The organism is Pseudomonas sp. SLFW, from assembly GCF_009905615.1.
Classification (GTDB): domain Bacteria; phylum Pseudomonadota; class Gammaproteobacteria; order Pseudomonadales; family Pseudomonadaceae; genus Aquipseudomonas; species Aquipseudomonas bambusae.
This window is the reverse complement of record NZ_JAAAKW010000001.1, coordinates 552,613-572,409: the sequence shown is the minus strand read 5'-3', so window position 1 is coordinate 572,409 and position 19,797 is coordinate 552,613. Positions and strand designations below refer to the sequence as shown.

Genomic DNA, 19,797 nt, shown 5'->3' with positions numbered 1-19,797 from the left:
TCTTGTTATTCAGGCGATGGCTTGTGGCTTCAGGACCTGCGTCTGAAACGTGCGACAGGCGTCCCGCACGTCTTCGGCGCTGGTCAGGTTCATCAAGTGCTGAGCCAGCGCTTCGCATTGACGGACGTCCAGCTCGCGAACCTGTGCCTTGATTTCCGGGACTTGCGGAGGGCTCACCGACAACTCGCGCACACCCAGCCCGATCAACGCCGCTGTCGCCAGAGGGTCGGAGGCCAGCGCGCCACACACGCCGACCCAGCGGCCTTTGTCTTGAGCGGCTGTGCAGGTCATGGCGATCAAGCGAAGGAGGGCGGGGTGCAGCGCATCCACGCGAGCGGCCAGCCCTGCATGGTCGCGGTCCATGGCCAAGGTGTATTGGGACAAATCGTTGGTGCCGACGGACAGAAAGTCCGCGTGCTCGGCCAGTTGCCCGGCGAGCAACGCAGCGGACGGCACCTCGATCATCACCCCCAGTTCAGGGCGCTCGCTGATGGCGGCTTCCGAAGCCAGTGCGTCGATGCGCGCGCGAACCGCCAGCAGCTCGCCGACTTCGCTGATCATCGGCAGCAGAATGCGGCAGCGCGCCAACGGTTTGATCCGCAGCAAAGCGCGCAACTGTTGATCGAGCAGTCCAGGGCGGGCCTGACCCAGACGAATCCCGCGCATGCCGAGCACCGGGTTGGCCTCGACGGGGAGGGGCAAATATTCCAATTGTTTGTCGCCGCCGACGTCGATGGTACGGATGATCACCGGTTTCTCGGGCATGGCGTCGAGCACCGACTGATAGGCCGACAACTGTTCGTCCTCAGTGGGCGCAGTGCTGCGATCCACAAACAGAAACTCGGTGCGCAACAGGCCCACGCCATCGGCACCGTTGAGCTGTGCGTTTTCAGCGTCGGCACGGGACGCGACGTTGGCGGCGACCTCGATGTCGACGCCGTCCTGTGTTTGCGCAGGGAGGTGCGCCTGTTGCTGCTGACGTTGGCGTTGTTCGAAGCGCTGTGTACGAAGGATCTGAATGTCCTGTAGGCGAGCGGCATCGGGTCTGATTTCCAGACGCCCATTGTCGGCATCCAGCGCCACGTCTTTATCGGTCGCGACGTCGAGCAGCGCCGACCCCAGTGCGACCAGACACGGCACGCCTTTGCTGCGGGCGAGGATGGCGACGTGGGACGTGGCGCCGCCTTCCGCCATGCAAATCCCGCCGACGCCGCGTTGCACCAGCATCAACAAATCGGAGGGCGTCAGTTCGCGGGCGATGACAATGGCGCCTGAGGGCACGGCCACATCGCGGGCGTCACCGAGAAGTGTGAGCAGCACGCGCTGGCGCAGGTCGCGCAGGTCGTTGGCGCGCTCGGCGAGCAGGGGATTGCCGAGGTTTTCCAGTATCGCGCATTGGGCCAGCACAGCCTGGCTCCAGGCGTGGGCCGCGCTTTGGCCTTGATCGATGGCGTCGTAGGCCGCGTCGAGCAGGGCCGGGTCTTCGAGCATCGCCAAGTGCGTGGCGAAAATCGCGCTCTGTTCGTGGTGTTGATGATCGAGAGAGGTGCTGACGTCGGCGCGAACCTGCGCCAGTCCTTCGCTGAGGATCTGGCGTTGCTCTTCAGGGCGATGGCCGCCGCCGTCTTCTTCCAGCTCAATCGTGTCGAGCCGGAACAACGGGCCGCTGGCCAGACCGGGGGACGCTGTCACCCCCCGCAGTATGCCGTTTTCGAGGTCGACGGTTTCATTGCCGACGGGTACGACTTGGGTCACGGGCGCCTGAGGCTTTTCGTCCGGGGAGGGCGTGGACAGTGCCTTTAGCAGCGCCTGAAGCGCGACTTCGCTGTCATGCCCCAGACACACCACTTCCACCTCATCCTGCTCGGCAATCCCCAGCCCCATCAGGCCGGTGACGCTGTCGGTCGACGCGCTGGCCCCGGCGAAATGCAGCTCGGCGTGACTGGCGAACTGGCGGGCCGTCTGACGTACCAGGGCAGCAGGGCGAGCGTGCAGGCCGCCGTTGTGGGCAACGCGGATCATGCCTCGGGCCTGTTTGGCCCGAATGTCAGGGTTCTGGGATTTTTGCGTTTCGTGGGCCACGCCTTCGACGATCAACAAGGGTTCGCCCACGTTCACCGGGCCAGCAGGCCGGGCGGGCGTCAGGCTGTACCGATCACCGTTGAGCAGAATCAACGGGCTGACCAGGCTGCGGCTTCCGCGGGCCACCTTATCCAGATCGAAGCGCAGCAGCGGCTGACCTTCCTTCACCCGCTCGCCGTCTTTGACCAGCGCTTCGAAGCCCTCGCCATTCAGCCCGACGGTGTCGATGCCCACGTGCAACAGCCATTCGCTGCCGTTGTCCGCTCGCAGATTCACGGCATGGCGGGTGCGCGCAACGTTGATGACCACGCCCGCGAACGGCGCGTGCAGCACAGCATCCAGTGGGTCAATGGCAATGCCGACACCCATGGCGCCCTCGGCGAACACCGGGTCGGGCACTTGGCTCAGTTCCAGTACCGCTCCGCTGAACGGGGCGCTGAACGTCATTTGTTTATTGTTATGCATGACATCGTCCTTGCTGGCGTCGGTCGAGGCGGCGCGGAATCAATGGGTTTTGGTGACTTTGCTCAAGTGGCGTGGCTGATCGGGATCGAGGCCTCGGGCTTCGGCCAGGCCCGCCGCCATCACGTAAAAACTCTGAATGGCGAGAATCGGGTCAAGGGCCGGGTGGTCGGCGCAGGTCAGGGTGAGGTCGCGCTCCGCCACATTGTCGGGCGCGGCCAGCAACACCTTGGCACCGCGCTCGCGCATGTCGGCGGCGAGGGCAAGCAGGCTGGCCTGTTCGGCGCCTCGGGTGGCAAAGATCAGCAGCGGATAGTGATCGCCCACCAGCGCCATCGGACCGTGGCGCACTTCGGCGCTGCTGAAGGCTTCGGCCTGAATCCCCGAGGTCTCCTTAAACTTGAGCGCTGCCTCTTGAGCGATGGCGAAACCGGTGCCGCGACCGATGACCATGAGGCGCTCGCAATCGCGCAGCGCATCGATGGCAGCGGACCAGTCCTGACGCGCCGCCTCGTGCAAGCGTTCCGGCAGCGTTTCACCTGCTTTCGACAGCTGGGCGTCTTGCCGCCAATGGGCGACGAGGCGTGCACTGGCGCTCAGAGTAGCGATGAAGCTTTTGGTCGCCGCGACGCTAAGCTCAGGCCCCGCACTCAGCGGCAGCACGTATTCACAGGCCTGTTCGAGGGGCGAGCCTTCGACGTTGACCATCGCAATGCTCAAGGCGCCGCGTTCACGCAGCGTGCGCAGGCTGTCCACCAGGTCCGGGCTTTGGCCTGACTGCGAAAAACCGATGGCGGGCTGGTTTTCAACCTTCAGGGGCGAGTTGTGCAAGGTCACCACCGACATCGGCAGCGACGCGACGGGCACGCCCACGTGCTGCATGGTCAGGTAGGCGAAGTAACTGGCGGCGTGATCGGAACTGCCCCGGGCCACCGAGAGCACAACGTGAGGCGCGGTCTGACGCAGGCGCTGCGCGAGGTCGATCAGACGGGGTTCGAGCACCGTCAACTGACGCTGCACCGCGTCCGCAGAGGCGAGGGCCTCATCAAGCATTTTCGAGTTCAAGGGTCTCTCCTTCGACCATCACGGTGGTGAGTTTCAGATCGCGGTCCAGGTACACGGCGTCCGCCCAACTGCCGGGTTGCAGGCGGCCGCGTTCTTCGATGCCCAGATAGTCCGCAGGAAATTGCGACAGACGTTGTGAGGCTTCCGCCAACGGCAGGCCGATCTTCACCAGATTGCGCAGCGCCTGATCCATGGTCAGCGTGCTGCCCGCGAGGGTGCCGTCGGGCAGGCGCACGCCGCCGAGGCATTTGGTGACGGTGTGGCTGCCGAGCTTGTATTCGCCGTCCGGCATGCCGGTGGCAGCGGTGGAATCGGTGACGCAATACAGGCAGGGGATCGAGCGCAACGCGACGCGAATGGCGCCAGGGTGCACGTGCAGCAAATCGGGGATCAGCTCGGCGTAACGCGCATGGGCCAGCGCCGCACCGACGATGCCGGGTTCGCGGTGATGCAGCGGGCTCATGGCGTTATAAAGGTGGGTGAAGCTGGTCGCACCGGCTTCGAGGGCCTTGACCCCTTCTTCGTAGCTGCCCAACGTGTGGCCGATTTGCAGGCGCACCCCTTGGGACGCCAGGGCTTTGATCAGCTCGACATGCCCGGCGATCTCCGGTGCGATGGTGATGACCTTGATCGGCGCCAGACTCAGATAGTGCTCGACTTCGCTCAGCAGCGCGGCGTGGGCGTGGTTAGGTTGCGCGCCGAGTTTTCCCGGATTGATGTAGGGGCCTTCCAGATGCACGCCCAACACCCGGGCCGTTTCTGACGCCCGACGCTGACAATACCCGCCCAGCTGTTCCAGGATCTGACCGATCTCAACGGCGGGGGCGGTCATGGTCGTGGCCAGCATCGACGTGGTGCCGAAACGCAGGTGCGTGCGGGCGATAGTGGCGAACCCTTCGGCGCCTTCCATGATGTCGCTGCCTCCGCCACCGTGGACGTGCAAGTCAATGAAACCCGGTAGAACGTAAGGCAGGTCGTTGTCCTGCGGGTCGCAGGGCGTGCCATCAATGCGCGTTACCCGGCCGTCGCGGTGCTGCAACTGACCGCGAATCCAGCCGTCAGGGGCAAGGATGTTGAACTCGGACATGCAGGCTCCGTTCGGGGTTATCTGGGGCGCTACTTACCGGCGCAGTTCGGCGACGAAATCGTAGTAATCGTCGCGGCAATAGGTGTCGGTCAGTTCGATGGGCGTGTTGTCGGCGAGGTAGCCAATCCGGGTCATCAGCAGCATGGCGGTGCCAGTTTCGAGGCCGACCAGCGCGGCCATTTCCGCCGAGGCATTGATCGCGCGGATGTGTTGCAGGGCGCGCACCACCGGGCGACCGATGGCATCCAGATGCGCGTACAGCGAATCGCCGATGGCCTCGGGTTCTGGCAACAGGGCTGCGGGCAGCGCGCTCAGTTCGACCGCCATGACGATGCCATCAGCCTTGCGCAGACGTTTGAGCCGGGCAACTTTCGCGGCGGGCGACAGGCTCAGGCGGATCAGCTCTTCGTGGGTCGGCAATGTGATATCGCGCTCCAGCCACTGGGAACTGGGCGTGAAACCCTTGAGCCGCAGCATCTCGCTAAAGCTGGAGAGACGGGACAGCGGCTGTTCGAGGCGCGGCGTGATGAACGTGCCCGAACCCTGGCTGCGGCGGATCAGGCCTTGTTCCAGCAGAATTTCCAGTGCCTTGCGCGCCGTGACTCGGGAAATGTTCAGGCTCTCGCTGAGGCTGCGTTCCGAGGGCAACGCCTGCTCGGCCTTCCATTGACCGGCATGAATCGCCGCCTCCAGATTGCGCGCCAGTTGCAAATAAAGCGGTGTGGGCTGGCTGTCGTCAGGACGCAGGGAGAGGATCGAATTCATGGAAGGCGGGCCGAGGTGGATTGGAATTATGTTCGGAGAATGCATCCGAAAGTAATACCACTTGCATACCACGTCAACGGGATTGGTATCAAAGGGGAGGGTTTTTGGTCACGGGGTTGTGACGTTTGGACGTCAAGGAAATGTTGCCAGAGGTCGATTGGAATGCTGACTGCTGTTGATTCTGGCCGAAGGCCGTAGGAGCAAGCTTGCTCGCGATCTGCCGCGCAGCGGCAGCAAAATCGGTATGCGCGGTGCATCAGGAGGAACGGTGTCGTCTGGTTTGGCTGCCGCTTCGCGCCAGATCGTCGGCAAGGTGGAGCGCCACCCCGGCGACTCCTACGCCTTCGGCAGAAGCAGTCCGCGTCGAGTGGTATCTGAATGGCCTACGGCCGAATCTCGATCATCGTGCCGTCTTTCACCAGATCCCAGACTTCACGAATGTCGCTGTTCTTCATGGCGATGCAGCCATTGGTCCAGTCCAGCGTGTGGAAATACCACTCGGGGTAGTCTTCGTTGATTGGCGTGCCGTGGATCATGATCATGCTGCCCGGGTTCACGCCTTCGCGGCGGGCGCGGGCGGAGTCGGCGATGTTGGGGTAAGAAATGTGCATCGACAAGTTGAACGCGTCGCTGGTCTTGCGCCAGTCCAGCCAATAAAAGCCTTCCGGGGTGCGTTGGTCACCCTCTTGCAGCTTCGGCCCTTTTGGCGCCTTGCCCAGCGAGATGCGGTAGGTTTTCAGTGCCTCGCCCTTGCTCATCAATTGCAACTGATGTGCTGATTTGAGCACCAACACCTTGTCGATGGCGCGGGCGCTGATGTCCTGGGTGTCCACCACCTTACCGTCGACGAATTTCTGCTCGCTACCCTTGGGCACGATGGTCTGAGTGAAGGCGGCCTGGGACAACGGAACGACCAGCAGGCATAGAACGGCAAGCAACCAACGCATTTTCAACGGTATCCCTGAACCCTGCGCTCAGCGGCGCGGGGTCATCTGGTCAAGAGGTTTTGAGAGGGGGCACGACAGTCAGGCAATCGGTATGCACCGGGAATTCTTGACGCCGCCGGTCTGCAAAAAAATACTCCAGCGTACGTCTCACGGTGTTGAATGCCAGTTCCGACCACGGAATGTCCGCCTCGTCGAACAGCTTCACCTCAAGGCTCTCGACCCCGGCGGCAAACTCCGCGCTGGCCATGTTGGCGCGGTAGAAAATGTGCACCTGGCTGATGTGCGGCACGTCGATCATGGCATAAAGGTGCAAGTCGTCCAGCACGGCGCAGGCTTCTTCGACGGTCTCCCGGCGCGCGGCCTGATCGACGCTTTCGCCGTTCTCCATGAAACCGGCGGGCAGGGTCCAGTAACCCAGGCGCGGCTCGATGGCGCGACGACACAGCAGCACCTTGCCTTCCCAGAGCGGCAATACCCCCGCCACGATGTTCGGATTCTGGTAATGAATAGTGTGACAGTGGTCGCACACATAACGCAGACGCGTATCGCCTTCGGGGATGCGCTGGCTGACCTGTTCGCCGCAGTGGCTGCAGAATTTCATGATCGAATCGGGTTCCTGAAGTCAGCGGCTATCTTGGCGTGTGGCGCGGGTGGTCGGCAAGCGATGTGTTGTTTCCGACACGCTGGCTGTCGCCCCTGGGGTTGGGCGTGTCGGCGCTTTGGTGCATGATGCGGGTCAGGCAATCGACCGAGAATTCCCATGCTGGACGAGCTACTTCGCCGTATGAGCAGCCACACGCCGCAGCCTCTGGAGATGGACGCAGGGTTCTCCGAGGCCGCGGTGCTCATGCCTATTACCCGCAGCGACGAGCCGGAACTGGTGCTGACCCTGCGCGCCAGCGGGCTGTCGACCCATGGCGGTGAAGTGGCGTTCCCAGGCGGACGACGAGACCCTGAAGACCCTGATCTGGTGTTCACCGCCTTACGCGAGGCTGAAGAGGAAATCGGCTTGCCGCCGGGCCTCGTCGAAGTCGTTGGCCCATTGAGTCCGCTGATTTCCAAGCACGGCCTGAAAGTCACGCCTTACGTCGGCATCATCCCCGATTACGTCGAATACAAACCCAATGACGGCGAGATCGCTGCCGTGTTCAGCGTGCCGCTTGAATTTTTCCGCGAAGACGCCCGCGAACATACGCACCGCATCGATTATCAGGGGCGCAGTTGGTACGTGCCGAGCTACCGGTTTGGCGAGTACAAGATCTGGGGTTTGAGCGCGATCATGATCGTGGAACTGATGAACGTGCTGTTCGACAGCAAGATCAGCCTGCATCATCCGCCCCAGCGTTCGTCCATCCTGACGCTGAAATCCTGATTTACCCGTTTCGCCCAACCGTGAGCCCCGCGCTCGACCCACGGCCGCAGAGCCGAGTCATGAGGAAGACACCATGAAATACCGCCTGGGCGATGCCCGCGTCGAAGCTCACCCGCAAAGCTGGATTGCCCCCACCGCCACCTTGATCGGCAAGGTTCGTTTGCAGGCCAACGCCAGCGTCTGGTTCGGTGCCGTGCTGCGGGGTGACAACGAGCTGATCGACATCGGCGAAAACAGCAACGTGCAAGATGGCACCGTGATGCACACCGACATGGGGTCGCCGCTGACCATCGGCAAGAACGTGACCATCGGCCACAACGTCATGCTTCACGGCTGCACGGTGGACGACAACACGCTGATCGGCATCAATTCGGTGATCCTCAACGGGGCGAAGATCGGCAAATACTGCCTCATCGGCGCCAATTCGCTGATCGGTGAAGGCAAGGTGATTCCGGACGGGTCGCTGGTCATGGGGTCGCCGGGCAAGATCGTGCGGGAACTGACCGAGGCGCAGAAGAAAATGCTCGAAGCCAGCGCCGCCCACTACGTTCACAACGCACAGCGTTACGCCCGCGATCTGGCGCCGCAGGAAGATTGATGGCCGCCGATCAACCTGTTCATGAAAAGCCCGTGCGCTCACCGTGCGTGAGCATCTGTGCACTGGATGACGCCGACATGTGCGTCGGCTGCCAGCGCACGGTCACGGAAATCACTGCCTGGAGCCGCATGAGCGACGACGAACGCCGCGCGGTGTTGGTGCTGTGCGACGAGCGCGCGCGGGCCAGTGGGTCGATGTTTTCGGTGGGCCAGGCTTAGCAATCTCTTCTGTAGGAGTGAGCTTGCTCGCGATAGCGTCTTCTCGGGCGATAGATATGAACCTGATGGAATGCCATCGCGAGCAAGCTCACTCCTACAGGACTTCTGCGAAGCACCGACTCATCCGTCACCCACCACACCCCATCCCCCGGCCTTCATGTTAAATTGCGCGCTTTTATGACCTGCGGTTACTCGCCTGTGGCGGGTTGCCCTCGATATCTGCTCCACGAGGACCTGAGATGACTCAAATCGGAACTCCACTGTCGCCGACCGCGACCCGCGTTTTGCTCTGCGGTTGCGGCGAGCTTGGCAAGGAAGTGGTGATCGAACTGCAACGCCTGGGCGTTGAAGTGATTGCCGTCGACCGTTACGCCAACGCTCCGGCCATGCAGGTCGCGCACCGCAGCCATGTGATCAACATGCTCGACGGCGCTGCACTGCGGGCTGTGATCGAAGCGGAGAAACCGCATTACATCGTCCCGGAAATCGAAGCCATCGCCACCGCGACGCTGGTCGAACTGGAAGCCGAAGGCTTCACCGTGATCCCGACCGCGCGCGCCACGCAGCTGACCATGAACCGCGAAGGCATCCGCCGTCTGGCCGCTGAAGAGCTGGACCTGCCGACCTCGCCCTATCACTTTGCCGACAGCTTCGAAGATTACAAGAAGGCCGTCGATGACCTGGGTTTCCCGTGCGTCGTCAAACCGGTCATGAGCTCGTCGGGCAAAGGCCAGAGCCTGCTGAAAACCGAGGCTGACGTTCAGAAGGCCTGGGATTACGCCCAAGAAGGCGGCCGTGCGGGCAAAGGCCGCGTGATTATCGAAGGCTTCATCGACTTCGATTACGAGATCACCCTGCTGACCGTGCGCCACGTCGGCGGCACCACTTTCTGCGCGCCGGTAGGCCATCGTCAAGAGAAGGGCGACTACCAGGAATCCTGGCAGCCACAGGCCATGAGCCCGGCGGCGCTGGCGGAATCCGAGCGTGTGGCCAAGGCCGTGACCGAAGCGTTGGGTGGTCGTGGCCTGTTTGGCGTCGAGCTGTTCATCAAGGGCGATCAGGTGTGGTTCAGCGAAGTCTCGCCGCGCCCGCACGACACCGGTCTGGTGACGCTGATTTCCCAGGACCTGTCGCAGTTCGCGCTGCACGCCCGCGCCATTCTCGGCCTGCCGATCCCGTTGATTCGTCAGTTCGGTCCGTCGGCTTCGGCGGTGATTCTGGTGGAAGGTCAATCGACCCAGACCGCGTTCGCCAATCTGGAGCAAGCCCTGAGCGAGCCCGACACCGCGCTGCGTCTGTTCGGCAAGCCGGAAGTCAACGGTCAGCGCCGCATGGGCGTCGCCCTGGCACGCGACGAATCGATCGAAGCCGCCCGCCGCAAGGCGACCCGCGCGTCGATGGCGGTGAAAGTGCAGTTGTAAGGCTGTCCCGCAAATAAAAACGGCGCCCTTAAAGGCGCCGTTTTTGTTTGTGTTACCTGAGCATTGGGCTCCATCTCTGTGGGAGCGAATTCATTCGCGAGACGTGGGTTCAGGCGGCGCATATGTGTTGCCTGAACCACCTTCGCGAATAAATTCGCTCCCACAGGTGGTGTTGCCAGCTCAAAACCGGGGGGGCATTCCCTCAGTTTTGATCCAGATATGTCTTCCAGGGCCGCGCGCACTCAAGCAATCGTATCCAGATCCGCATGCCGCGTTTCTTTCAGGCACAGCACGGCTATCAGACTCAACAACGCTGCCGCCGAGACGTAACCGCCGACCCAGCTCAAACCGCCCATCTCCACCAATTGCTGGGCGAAGAACGGCGCCACCGAGGCGCCGACGATCCCGCCAATGTTGTAGGCCGCCGACGCGCCGGTGTAGCGCACGCGGGTCGGGAACAGTTCAGGCAACATCGCGCCCATCGGGGCGAAGGTCACGCCCATCAGGAACAGCTCGATGGACAGAAATAGCGTCACCGCCCACGTGGTGCCGTGAGTCAGCAACGGCTGCATCAGAAAACCCGACAGAATGGCCAGCACGCCGCCGATGATCAACACCGGTTTGCGCCCGAAACGGTCACTCGCCCAGGCCGACAGCGGGGTGGCCAAGGCCATGAACAACACCGCAAAGCACAGCATGGCAAGAAAGGATTCGCGGCTGTAGCCCAGGGATTTCACCCCGTAGCTCAGGGAGAACACCGTCGAGATGTAGAACAGCGCGTAGCACACCACCATCGACGCGGCGCCCAACAGCATCGGCGCCCAGTATTGCGAAAACAGCTCGGCAATCGGCATCTTCAAGCGCTCGTGATTAGCGATGGCCTTGGCGAAGACCGGCGTTTCTTCCAGCTTCAAGCGCACATACAGGCCGATCACCACCAGCACGGCGCTGAGCAGGAACGGAATGCGCCAGCCCCAGGAGCGGAACTGTTCGTCGCTCAGCGTGACGGCCAGGGTCAGGAACAGGCCGTTGGCCGCCAGAAACCCGATCGATGGACCGAGTTGCGGAAACATCCCGAACCACGCCCGCTTGCCTTTGGGGGCGTTTTCGGTGGCCAGCAACGCTGCGCCGCCCCATTCGCCGCCGAGCCCCAGACCTTGGCCGAAACGCAGCACGCATAGCAAAATCGGCGCCCATGAACCGATGGCTTCATAGCCCGGCAGCACGCCGATCAACGTGGTGCAGATGCCCATCAACAGCAACGAAGCCACCAGCGTGGATTTGCGGCCAATGCGGTCGCCGAAGTGACCGAACAGCAACGAGCCCAGTGGACGAGCGAGAAAGGCGATGCCGAACGTCAGAAACGCCGACAGCATCTGTGCGGTGCTGGAGGTCTGCGGGAAGAACACCGGCCCGATCACCAGGGCCGCGGCTGTGGCGTAGACGTAGAAGTCGTAGAACTCGATGGCCGTGCCGATGAAGCTGGCGGTGGCCACGCGGGCGGCGGAATTGGCGGGCGGTGCCGCGCTTTCGCCGCTTGGCGGAAAGGTGGAGGTGCTGGTCATGCGGGTATCCCTGGCAGTCATCTTGCCTGTCAGCGGGGGACAAAACGTCCGGCGCGCTGGGGCAATCGTTAATTGTTTTTGGGTACAGCGCTGAACAGACTAGCCCCGAATGTTGAGGCGGCGACAATGCTCGGGATGTGAGCGGTGTGAAGACGTCAGGCTGAGTGACTGGCCGACTCTCGCATCGTGCGGGTAGCACGCGGGTCGGCGGGGCTGGGTAAGCGGCTCGATTATAGGAAGGGCGGCAGCGCGGAAACAAGTGTTTCAGGCTTGTTGCGCGCCTCAGGTCACGTCTTTGGTCCGGGTGTTCTGCCACATCAGGACGCGGGTGACCCGGTTGTCCTCGGTTTCCAGCGTTTCGAGGCGGTACGGCCCGATCTTCAGGCACACCGAGCTGTCGGGAATGGTTTCCAGCGCTTCGGTGATCAGGCCGTTGAGGGTCTTGGGGCCGTCCGCCGGCAGGTGCCAGCCCAGGCTCTTGTTCAGGTCGCGGATCGAGGCCGCGCCTTCCACCACCAGACGGCCGTCCGGCTGCGGGTGAATGTGCGGGTTGTCGAGGGATTGCTCGCTTTCGAATTCTCCGACGATCTCTTCGAGAATGTCTTCCAGGCTGACGATGCCCAACACTTCGCCGTACTCGTCCACCACCACGCCCATGCGCCGCTGCTGCTTGTGAAAGTTCAGCAACTGCATCTGCAATGGCGTGCTTTCGGGAACGAAATAGGGCTCGTAGCACGCCGCTTTCAGCGCTTCCTTGGTCAACTGACCGCGTGGTAGCAGGTGGCTGATCATGCGTGTGTTGAGCACGCCTTCGACCTGATTAATGTCGTTGTGATAGACCGGCAGGCGCGTGTGGCGGGATATGATCAGCTTGTCGACGATCTCTTCAATCGTGTCATCGAGGTTGATGCCATCCACTTCGCTGCGCGGAACGAGGATGTCGTTGACCGTCATGCTGTCCAGCGCGTGAATCCCGGAAATCACCCGGGAGCGGCCGAACTGGCTTTCGTTGTCCTGGTAGACCGTCGGCCCCATGTCGTCGTCATCGGCCACGCTGTCCGGGCGACGTTTGGAGAGAAACGGGCGCAGCAGCACCTTGGCGATGTTTTTGTACAGCCAGGTCAGCGGCCGCAGCAGGCGCATGGGGATGCGCAGCACGTTATTGCCCAGCAGCAAAATCGCTTCCGGGCGGCGGGCAGCGAGTTTGCGCGGAATGAATTCGGTGACGATCACCAGCAGGCTGGCGACGGCAACCCAGGCGATCAGGGGGCCGTGGTAGTACCAGCGACTGATCGCCAGCAGGGTGGCAAGCACCGTGATCAGGACTTTGAGCAGCGTGTTGCCGAGAATCAGGCTATTCAGATTGAACGCCAGCACCGGTTTGGGCGGCTCGGTCGAGCGCGGGTTGATGCGCACCGCGCGCAAGTTGTAGTGCGCCGCCTCGACCGCCGTGAACAGCGCGGACCACAGCGTGAGCAGGACTAGGAGCGCGAGCATCGTGCCGTTGGGCAGGTTTTCCATGGTCGGCGCCTGTCAGATGTGCAGGATGTATTCGCGTACGAGTTTGCTGCCGAAATAGGCCAGCATCAGCAGCAGGAAACCGCCCAGCGTCCAGCGAATCGCTTTGTGACCGCGCCAGCCCAGACGGGTGCGGCCCCATAGCAGGACGCTGAACACAATCCACGCGAGGATCGACAGCAGGGTCTTGTGCACCAGGTGTTGGGCGAAGAGGTTCTCAACGAACAGCCAGCCGGAAATCAGCGACATCGACAGCAGCGTCCAGCCGGCCCACAGGAAGCCGAACAGCAGGCTTTCCATGGTTTGCAGTGGCGGGAAATTCTTGATCAGCCCGGAGGGGTGCTTGTTCTTGAGCTGCCGGTTCTGCAACAGCAGCAACAGCGCCTGAAACACGGCGATCGTGAACATGCCGTAGGCCAGGATCGACAGCAGGATATGCCCGATCAGCCCCTGTTCACCGAGGATCGGCTGCAGGGTGCCGCTGGGGGCGAATTGCGCCATCAGGGTCGTCAACAGACCCAAGGGGAACAACAGGATCAGCAGAATTTCCACCGGGATGCGAATGCACGCCAGCATGGTCACGATGATCACGGCGACGGCGATCAGGCTGGCGGCGCTGAAAAAGTCCAGACCGAGGCCGATAGGGCGCACCAATTGACCGAAAAGCGCACTGGCCTGACAGGCGACGGCAAGGGTGCCGATCAGGCACAACAGCCATTTGTCGGCCTTCTTGCCCTGGCGCAGGCGAATACCTTGATAGAGGGTCGCAGCGGCGTAGAGCACGGCGGCGACGAGGCTGAATAGCAAACTCGGTGACAAGGGGAACATAGATCCTGATGGGCGTGCCCGAAAGCCGCTGAGTTTGGCATAGAACCAACCGTGCACGAAAGACCACAGAAGCAGACGTCATGGTGTCCGAGCGCCGGACTCTTCGCTATAATCCGCGACCTGCTCAAGCCACAGGCTCGCGGAGCGCTGTTTCTTCTATATAGGTGTCGGATTCGAACACCTCATATGGAGCCATGAAAGGCACAGCGCCGCACTCACTGGGGTTCGCACGAACTCAAAGGATCACGCATGTTTGAAAATCTGACAGATCGTCTCTCACAGACGCTGCGCCAAGTCACCGGCAAGGCCAAGCTGACCGAGGACAACATCAAGGACACTCTGCGTGAAGTGCGTATGGCGCTGCTCGAAGCCGACGTCGCCTTGCCAGTGGTCAAGGATTTCGTCAACCGCATCAAGGAACGCGCGGTCGGCACCGAGGTGTCGCGCAGCCTGACGCCGGGCCAGGCGTTCGTGAAGATCGTCCAGGCCGAGTTGGAAGAGATGATGGGGGCGGCCAACGAAGAGCTGAGCCTCAATGTCACGCCGCCGGCGGTCATTCTGATGGCGGGTCTGCAAGGTGCGGGTAAAACCACCACCGCAGGCAAGCTGGCGAAATTCCTCAAGGAACGCAAAAAGAAAACCGTGATGGTGGTCTCGGCGGACGTTTACCGTCCGGCGGCGATCAAGCAGCTGGAAACCCTGGCCAACGACATTGGCGTGACGTTCTTCCCGTCCGACATCAGCCAGAAGCCAGTAGCGATCGCTGAAGCGGCCATCAAAGAAGCCAGGCTGAAATTCATTGACGTCGTGATCCTCGACACCGCTGGCCGTCTGCACATCGACGCCGAGATGATGGGCGAGATCCAGGCGTTGCACGCGGCGGTGAAACCGGCCGAGACGCTGTTCGTGGTCGACGCTATGACCGGTCAGGACGCCGCCAACACCGCCAAGGCCTTTGGTGACGCGCTGCCGCTGACCGGCGTGATCCTGACCAAAGTCGACGGCGACGCCCGTGGCGGTGCCGCGCTGTCCGTTCGTGCCATCACCGGCAAGCCGATCAAGTTCATCGGTATGGGCGAGAAGAGCGAGGCGCTGGAGCCGTTCCACCCTGACCGTATCGCTTCGCGCATCCTGGGCATGGGTGACGTACTCAGCCTGATCGAACAGGCCGAGCAGACCCTCGACAAGGAAAAGGCCGACAAACTGGCCAAGAAGCTGAAGAAAGGGAAGGGCTTCGACCTTGAGGACTTCCGCGATCAGCTGCAACAGATGAAGAACATGGGCGGCCTCGGCGGCCTCATGGACAAACTGCCCAGCATCGGTGGCATGAACCTGTCACAGATGGGCAACGCACAGAACGTGGCCGAGAAGCAGTTCAAGCAAATGGAAGCCATCATCAACTCCATGACCCCGGCCGAGCGCCGTGACCCTGAGCTGATCAGCGGTTCGCGCAAACGCCGCATTGCCATGGGTTCCGGCACCCAGGTGCAGGACATCGGGCGTCTGATCAAGCAGCACAAGCAGATGCAGAAGATGATGAAGAAATTCTCGACCAAAGGCGGCATGGCCAAAATGATGCGCGGCATGGGCGGCATGCTGCCCGGCGGCGGCATGCCCAAGATGTGATTCACGCCGCGCGGAGCACGGCTTCGCGCGTCCTTCTTTGGGAAAATCTTCCCACTGGCCTGCTTCGGCAGGCGCTTAATGGCCGTCGACGCAGGCGGCTCCACGGCAGATCTTGATGGCCTTGCGGTTCGCGCCGGAAAAAGTCATTTGCAAAAGTCCGGATATTCCTTAGAATATGCGGCCTTTCGGGCACCCATGCCCGCTGTGCATCTTAGATTTGCAGCACCGACTACAGGAACTTTGTTCAATGCTAACAATCCGTCTTGCCCTTGGCGGCTCCAAAAAGCGCCCGTTCTACCACCTGACTGTGACCGACAGCCGTAACCCACGCGACGGTTCGCACAAGGAACAAATCGGTTTCTTCAACCCGGTTGCCCGTGGTCAGGAAATCCGTCTGTCCGTGAACCAAGAGCGTCTGAACTACTGGCTCAGCGTTGGTGCACAACCTTCTGAGCGTGTTGCTTCGCTGTTGAAGGAATCTGCTAAGGCTGCGGCCTGAGCAATATGAACGCGACGCCAGCTTCTGCCGACGATCTCATCGTCATCGGCAAGATTTATTCGGTACATGGCGTTCGCGGCGAAGTGAAGGTGTATTCCTTTACTGATCCGACTGAAAACCTGTTGCAGTACAAGACCTGGACGCTCAAGCGCGAAGGGAGTGTGAAGCAGGTTGAGCTGGTCAGCGGGCGCGGGAGCGACAAGTTCCTGGTCGCGAAGCTCAAGGGTCTCGATGATCGTGAAGAAGCTCGTCTTCTTGCCGGTTATGAGATCTGCGTGCAACGCAGCATGCTTCCTGATCTGACCGACGGCGAGTACTACTGGTACCAGCTCGTGGGTTTGAAGGTTATCGACCACCTTGGGCAATTGCTCGGGAAAATCGATCATCTTCTGGAAACCGGCTCGAACGATGTAATGGTGGTCAAGCCCTGCGCAGGCAGTCTGGATGATCGCGAACGCTTGTTGCCCTACACAGAGCAATGTGTGTTGGCCATCGATCTGGTTGCAGGCGAGATGAAGGTGGATTGGGACGCGGATTTCTAAGCAATGGCGAGCCTGCGCATAGAAGTCATCAGTTTGTTTCCCGAGATGTTTTCCGCCATCAGCGAATACGGCATTACCAGCCGTGCGGTGAAACAGGGGCTGTTGCAGCTGACCTGTTGGAATCCGCGGGACTACACCACGGATCGGCATCACACTGTGGACGATCGCCCGTTTGGCGGTGGCCCTGGCATGGTGATGAAGATCAAGCCTCTGGAAGATGCACTGGTTCAGGCCAGGCAAGCAGCAGGGGAGGCGGCGAAGGTGATTTACCTGTCGCCACAAGGCCGCAAGCTGGATCAGTCTGCGGTGCGCGAGTTGGCACAGGAAGAAGCACTCATCCTGATTGCCGGTCGTTATGAAGGCATTGACGAGCGCTTTATTGAGGCTCATGTCGATGAAGAGTGGTCGATTGGAGACTATGTGTTGTCTGGCGGCGAGCTGCCGGCCATGGTCCTGATAGATGCGGTTACGCGACTGCTGCCTGGAGCTTTAGGGCATGTAGATTCCGCGGAGGAAGATTCCTTCACGGATGGTCTGCTGGATTGCCCGCACTACACCCGACCGGAGGTGTATGCGGATCAGCGTGTTCCCGACGTGTTGCTAAGTGGCAATCACGCACACATCCGGCGTTGGCGTTTACAGCAGTCCCTTGGGCGGACCTATGAACGACGCGCCGATCTTCTGGAAAGCCGCTCGCTTTCTGGAGAAGAGAAGAAGCTGCTGGCGGAATACCTCCGCGAGCGGGACGATAGTTAACGTATCGATGGTAAATCCGACTGATTTACCTTAGGAGCACAGCATGACTAACAAAATCATTCTTGCACTCGAAGCAGAGCAGATGACCAAAGAGATCCCTCCCTTTGCCCCGGGCGACACCATTGTCGTTCAGGTGAAAGTGAAGGAAGGCGACCGTTCGCGTCTGCAAGCGTTCGAAGGCGTTGTAATTGCCAAGCGTAACCGTGGTGTGAACAGTGCTTTCACTGTTCGCAAGATCTCCAACGGTGTTGGCGTTGAGCGTACTTTCCAGACCTACAGCCCGCAAATCGACAGCATGGCTGTGAAACGTCGCGGTGACGTTCGCAAGGCCAAACTGTACTACCTGCGTGACCTGTCCGGTAAAGCAGCTCGCATCAAGGAAAAACTGGTTTAATCCCAGTCTTCCGATGCAAAAAGAAGCAGCCTACGGGCTGCTTTTTTTATGCCTGACGAAAACACCCAGGCGGTACGGGTCTTTCGCAGGCATGAGCGTTTTGTATCGCCATGGGAGATGTGAAAGACTCCCCTCTGTTTTCCCTCGCTCAAGTCTGATCCCATGCCCGCCTTAGACCACCCCATGATCGACCGCTTCCTCGACGCCCTGTGGCTGGAGAAAGGGCTGTCCGACAACACCCGCGATTCCTACCGCAGCGACTTGGCGCTGTTCAATGGCTGGTTACAGGAGCGCGGCATCGACCTCATGACCGTCGGCCGTGGTGTGATTTTCGATCACCTGGCCTGGCGCGTAGACAACGGCTACAAAGCGCGTTCGTCCGCGCGTTTTCTCTCCGGCGTGCGTGGCTTTTATCGGTACTTGTTGCGAGAAAAGCTGATCGCCGTCGACCCCACGCTACAGGTCGACATGCCTCAGCTGGGCAAGCCGCTGCCCAAGTCGTTGTCCGAGGCCGACGTGGAGTCTTTACTGGCCGCACCTGACCTGAGTGAAGCCATCGGCCAGCGCGACCGGGCGATGCTTGAGGTGCTCTATGCCTGCGGGTTGCGGGTCACGGAACTGGTGAGCCTGACCCTCGAACAGGTCAACTTGCGTCAAGGCGTGTTGCGCATCATGGGCAAAGGCAGCAAAGAGCGTCTGGTGCCGATGGGGGAGGAGGCGATTGTCTGGGTCGAGCGCTACCTGCGCGACGGCCGACAGGAACTGCTCAATGGCCGCCCCAGTGACGTGCTGTTTCCCAGTCAACGCGGCGAACAAATGACCCGCCAGACGTTCTGGCACCGGATCAAGCTGCAGGCCAAAGTCGCGGGGATCGGCAAATCTCTGTCGCCACACACCTTGCGCCATGCTTTCGCCACGCATTTGCTCAATCATGGGGCTGATCTTCGCGTTGTGCAGATGCTGCTGGGGCACAGCGATTTGTCCACCACGCAGATCTACACCCACATCGCTCGGGCCCGCCTACAAGAGCTGCATGCAAAACACCACCCTCGCGGGTAAGTTTGCGGCCGGAATTTACGACGAGTCTTACATCAGTCGGCGTCGGTCTCGCGGGCCTTATGTGATAGGCTTTGCCGGTTTCGCAGATTGGAGCCTGAAAACCTCCCCGGCATGCCCGCGGTTACCGTTTTCAAACCCGCCCGTCTGCCCACCGCTCGAGGAGTTTTCATGCGCGTGACTCGTTTTATCAGTGCAGCCGCCGTAGTGCTCGCTAGTACGTTCAGCCTGTTCGCCCACGCCGATGACGCGTCCGACAAGGCCATCCGCAAGACCCTGGAATCGCTGAACCTGGAAATCCCGGTTGAGAGCATTTCCAGCAGCCCGCTCAACGGCCTGTACGAGGTCAACCTCAAAGGCGGTCGTGTACTCTACGCCAGCGCTGACGGTCAGTTTGTGATGCAGGGCAATCTGTATCAGATTCAGGGCGGCAAGCCGGTCAACCTGACCGAGAAGGTCGAGCGCCTGGCGATTTCCAAGACCATCAATGGCATCCCGACCGGTGAGATGGTGGTTTACCCGGCCATTGGCGAGACCAAATCGCACATCACCGTGTTCACCGACACCACCTGCCCGTACTGCCACAAACTGCACGGCGAAGTGCCTGAGCTGAACAAGCGCGGCATTGAAGTGCGTTACGTGGCGTTCCCGCGTCAGGGCCTGGGCTCTCCAGGTGACGAACAACTGCAAGCCGTCTGGTGCTCCAAGGATCGCCGCGACGCCATGGACCGCATGGTCGATGGCAAAAACATCAAGGCGCCGAAATGCGATAACCCTGTGACTCGCCAATTCGAGATCGGTCAGGCGATCGGTGTGAACGGCACGCCGGCCATCGTGCTGGCCGACGGTCAGGTGATTCCGGGTTATCAGCCTGCACCACAAGTGGCGAAACTGGCGCTGAGCGCCGTCAAGTAGTCCAATAAATCAGTTCAACAGCGAGCCGCACTGCCATGCGGCTGTTTCCACGGTCGGTTCAGCGCCGGTCGTTTTACGGGG

Annotated in this window: 20 protein-coding genes; 11 read left to right on the top strand and 9 right to left on the bottom strand. The window is 61.2% G+C overall.

What is annotated here, in order from left to right:
- Positions 1–9: 9 nt before the first annotated feature.
- The 6 genes from ptsP to GVN17_RS02370 form a co-directional block, all read right to left on the bottom strand.
- Complete coding sequence (gene ptsP / locus GVN17_RS02395; protein WP_166593618.1) at positions 10–2,547, bottom strand: phosphoenolpyruvate--protein phosphotransferase; 2,538 nt, start codon at positions 2,545–2,547, stop codon at positions 10–12.
- 39 nt (positions 2,548–2,586) lie between these two features.
- Positions 2,587–3,597: an SIS domain-containing protein gene (locus GVN17_RS02390; protein ID WP_166593812.1), complete on the bottom strand. Its 1,011-nt coding sequence runs from the start codon at positions 3,595–3,597 to the stop codon at positions 2,587–2,589.
- The gene (gene nagA, locus GVN17_RS02385; RefSeq protein ID WP_166593617.1) at positions 3,590–4,696 is read right to left on the bottom strand and encodes an N-acetylglucosamine-6-phosphate deacetylase; all 1,107 of its coding nucleotides are present in this window, start codon (positions 4,694–4,696) and stop codon (positions 3,590–3,592) included. The genes GVN17_RS02390 and nagA overlap by 8 nt, the downstream gene beginning before the upstream one ends.
- Positions 4,697–4,729: 33 nt before the next feature.
- On the bottom strand, positions 4,730–5,461 hold the full coding sequence (locus GVN17_RS02380; protein WP_166593616.1) for a GntR family transcriptional regulator: 732 nt from the start codon (positions 5,459–5,461) through the stop codon (positions 4,730–4,732).
- Between the two features lie 383 nt (positions 5,462–5,844).
- Positions 5,845–6,408 (bottom strand): murein L,D-transpeptidase family protein, encoded by a 564-nt coding sequence (locus GVN17_RS02375; RefSeq protein ID WP_166593615.1) that lies wholly within the window; start codon positions 6,406–6,408, stop codon positions 5,845–5,847.
- 49 nt (positions 6,409–6,457) lie between these two features.
- Positions 6,458–7,009 carry an NUDIX hydrolase gene (locus GVN17_RS02370; RefSeq protein WP_166593614.1) on the bottom strand — a complete coding sequence of 184 codons (552 nt, stop codon included), beginning with the start codon at positions 7,007–7,009 and terminating at the stop codon, positions 6,458–6,460.
- A gap of 159 nt (positions 7,010–7,168) precedes the next feature.
- Between GVN17_RS02370 and GVN17_RS02365 the strand changes: the two genes are divergently transcribed.
- The 4 genes from GVN17_RS02365 (at position 7,169) to purT (ending at position 10,017) form a co-directional block, all read left to right on the top strand.
- Entirely contained in the window at positions 7,169–7,780 is a 612-nt protein-coding gene (locus tag GVN17_RS02365) for a CoA pyrophosphatase (protein ID WP_166593613.1), read from the top strand.
- 73 nt (positions 7,781–7,853) lie between these two features.
- Entirely contained in the window at positions 7,854–8,378 is a 525-nt protein-coding gene (locus tag GVN17_RS02360) for a gamma carbonic anhydrase family protein (protein WP_166593612.1), read from the top strand.
- On the top strand, positions 8,378–8,596 hold the full coding sequence (locus GVN17_RS02355; protein WP_166593611.1) for a DUF1289 domain-containing protein: 219 nt from the start codon (positions 8,378–8,380) through the stop codon (positions 8,594–8,596). The genes GVN17_RS02360 and GVN17_RS02355 overlap by 1 nt, the downstream gene beginning before the upstream one ends.
- Before the next feature lie 239 nt (positions 8,597–8,835).
- Complete coding sequence (gene purT, locus GVN17_RS02350) at positions 8,836–10,017, top strand: formate-dependent phosphoribosylglycinamide formyltransferase (RefSeq protein ID WP_166593610.1); 1,182 nt, start codon at positions 8,836–8,838, stop codon at positions 10,015–10,017.
- Positions 10,018–10,259: 242 nt separating this feature from the next.
- Here purT and GVN17_RS02345 read toward each other — a convergent pair whose 3' ends face one another.
- The 3 genes from GVN17_RS02345 to GVN17_RS02335 all read right to left on the bottom strand — a co-directional run bounded on the left by GVN17_RS02345 (position 10,260) and on the right by GVN17_RS02335 (position 13,928).
- The gene (locus GVN17_RS02345; protein ID WP_166593609.1) at positions 10,260–11,582 is read right to left on the bottom strand and encodes an MFS transporter; all 1,323 of its coding nucleotides are present in this window, start codon (positions 11,580–11,582) and stop codon (positions 10,260–10,262) included.
- Between the two features lie 282 nt (positions 11,583–11,864).
- The gene (locus GVN17_RS02340) at positions 11,865–13,103 is read right to left on the bottom strand and encodes a CNNM domain-containing protein (protein ID WP_166593608.1); all 1,239 of its coding nucleotides are present in this window, start codon (positions 13,101–13,103) and stop codon (positions 11,865–11,867) included.
- 12 nt (positions 13,104–13,115) lie between these two features.
- Complete coding sequence (locus tag GVN17_RS02335; RefSeq protein ID WP_166593607.1) at positions 13,116–13,928, bottom strand: inner membrane protein YpjD; 813 nt, start codon at positions 13,926–13,928, stop codon at positions 13,116–13,118.
- 249 nt (positions 13,929–14,177) lie between these two features.
- Here GVN17_RS02335 and ffh point away from each other — a divergent pair, with 249 nt between their 5' ends.
- From ffh to dsbC, 7 genes are all read left to right on the top strand, one after another.
- Positions 14,178–15,554, top strand: a complete 1,377-nt coding sequence (gene ffh, locus GVN17_RS02330) for a signal recognition particle protein (RefSeq protein WP_166593606.1) — start codon at positions 14,178–14,180, stop codon at positions 15,552–15,554.
- Positions 15,555–15,801: 247 nt separating this feature from the next.
- On the top strand, positions 15,802–16,053 hold the full coding sequence (gene rpsP, locus GVN17_RS02325) for a 30S ribosomal protein S16 (protein WP_166593605.1): 252 nt from the start codon (positions 15,802–15,804) through the stop codon (positions 16,051–16,053).
- Between the two features lie 5 nt (positions 16,054–16,058).
- Positions 16,059–16,595 carry a ribosome maturation factor RimM gene (rimM, locus tag GVN17_RS02320; protein ID WP_166593604.1) on the top strand — a complete coding sequence of 179 codons (537 nt, stop codon included), beginning with the start codon at positions 16,059–16,061 and terminating at the stop codon, positions 16,593–16,595.
- 3 nt (positions 16,596–16,598) lie between these two features.
- Complete coding sequence (gene trmD, locus GVN17_RS02315; protein ID WP_093463137.1) at positions 16,599–17,351, top strand: tRNA (guanosine(37)-N1)-methyltransferase TrmD; 753 nt, start codon at positions 16,599–16,601, stop codon at positions 17,349–17,351.
- A gap of 43 nt (positions 17,352–17,394) precedes the next feature.
- The gene (gene rplS / locus GVN17_RS02310) at positions 17,395–17,745 is read left to right on the top strand and encodes a 50S ribosomal protein L19 (RefSeq protein ID WP_008018567.1); all 351 of its coding nucleotides are present in this window, start codon (positions 17,395–17,397) and stop codon (positions 17,743–17,745) included.
- 162 nt (positions 17,746–17,907) lie between these two features.
- On the top strand, positions 17,908–18,804 hold the full coding sequence (xerD, locus tag GVN17_RS02305) for a site-specific tyrosine recombinase XerD (RefSeq protein WP_166593603.1): 897 nt from the start codon (positions 17,908–17,910) through the stop codon (positions 18,802–18,804).
- Between the two features lie 168 nt (positions 18,805–18,972).
- Complete coding sequence (gene dsbC, locus GVN17_RS02300; protein WP_166593602.1) at positions 18,973–19,716, top strand: bifunctional protein-disulfide isomerase/oxidoreductase DsbC; 744 nt, start codon at positions 18,973–18,975, stop codon at positions 19,714–19,716.
- Positions 19,717–19,797: the final 81 nt, after the last annotated feature.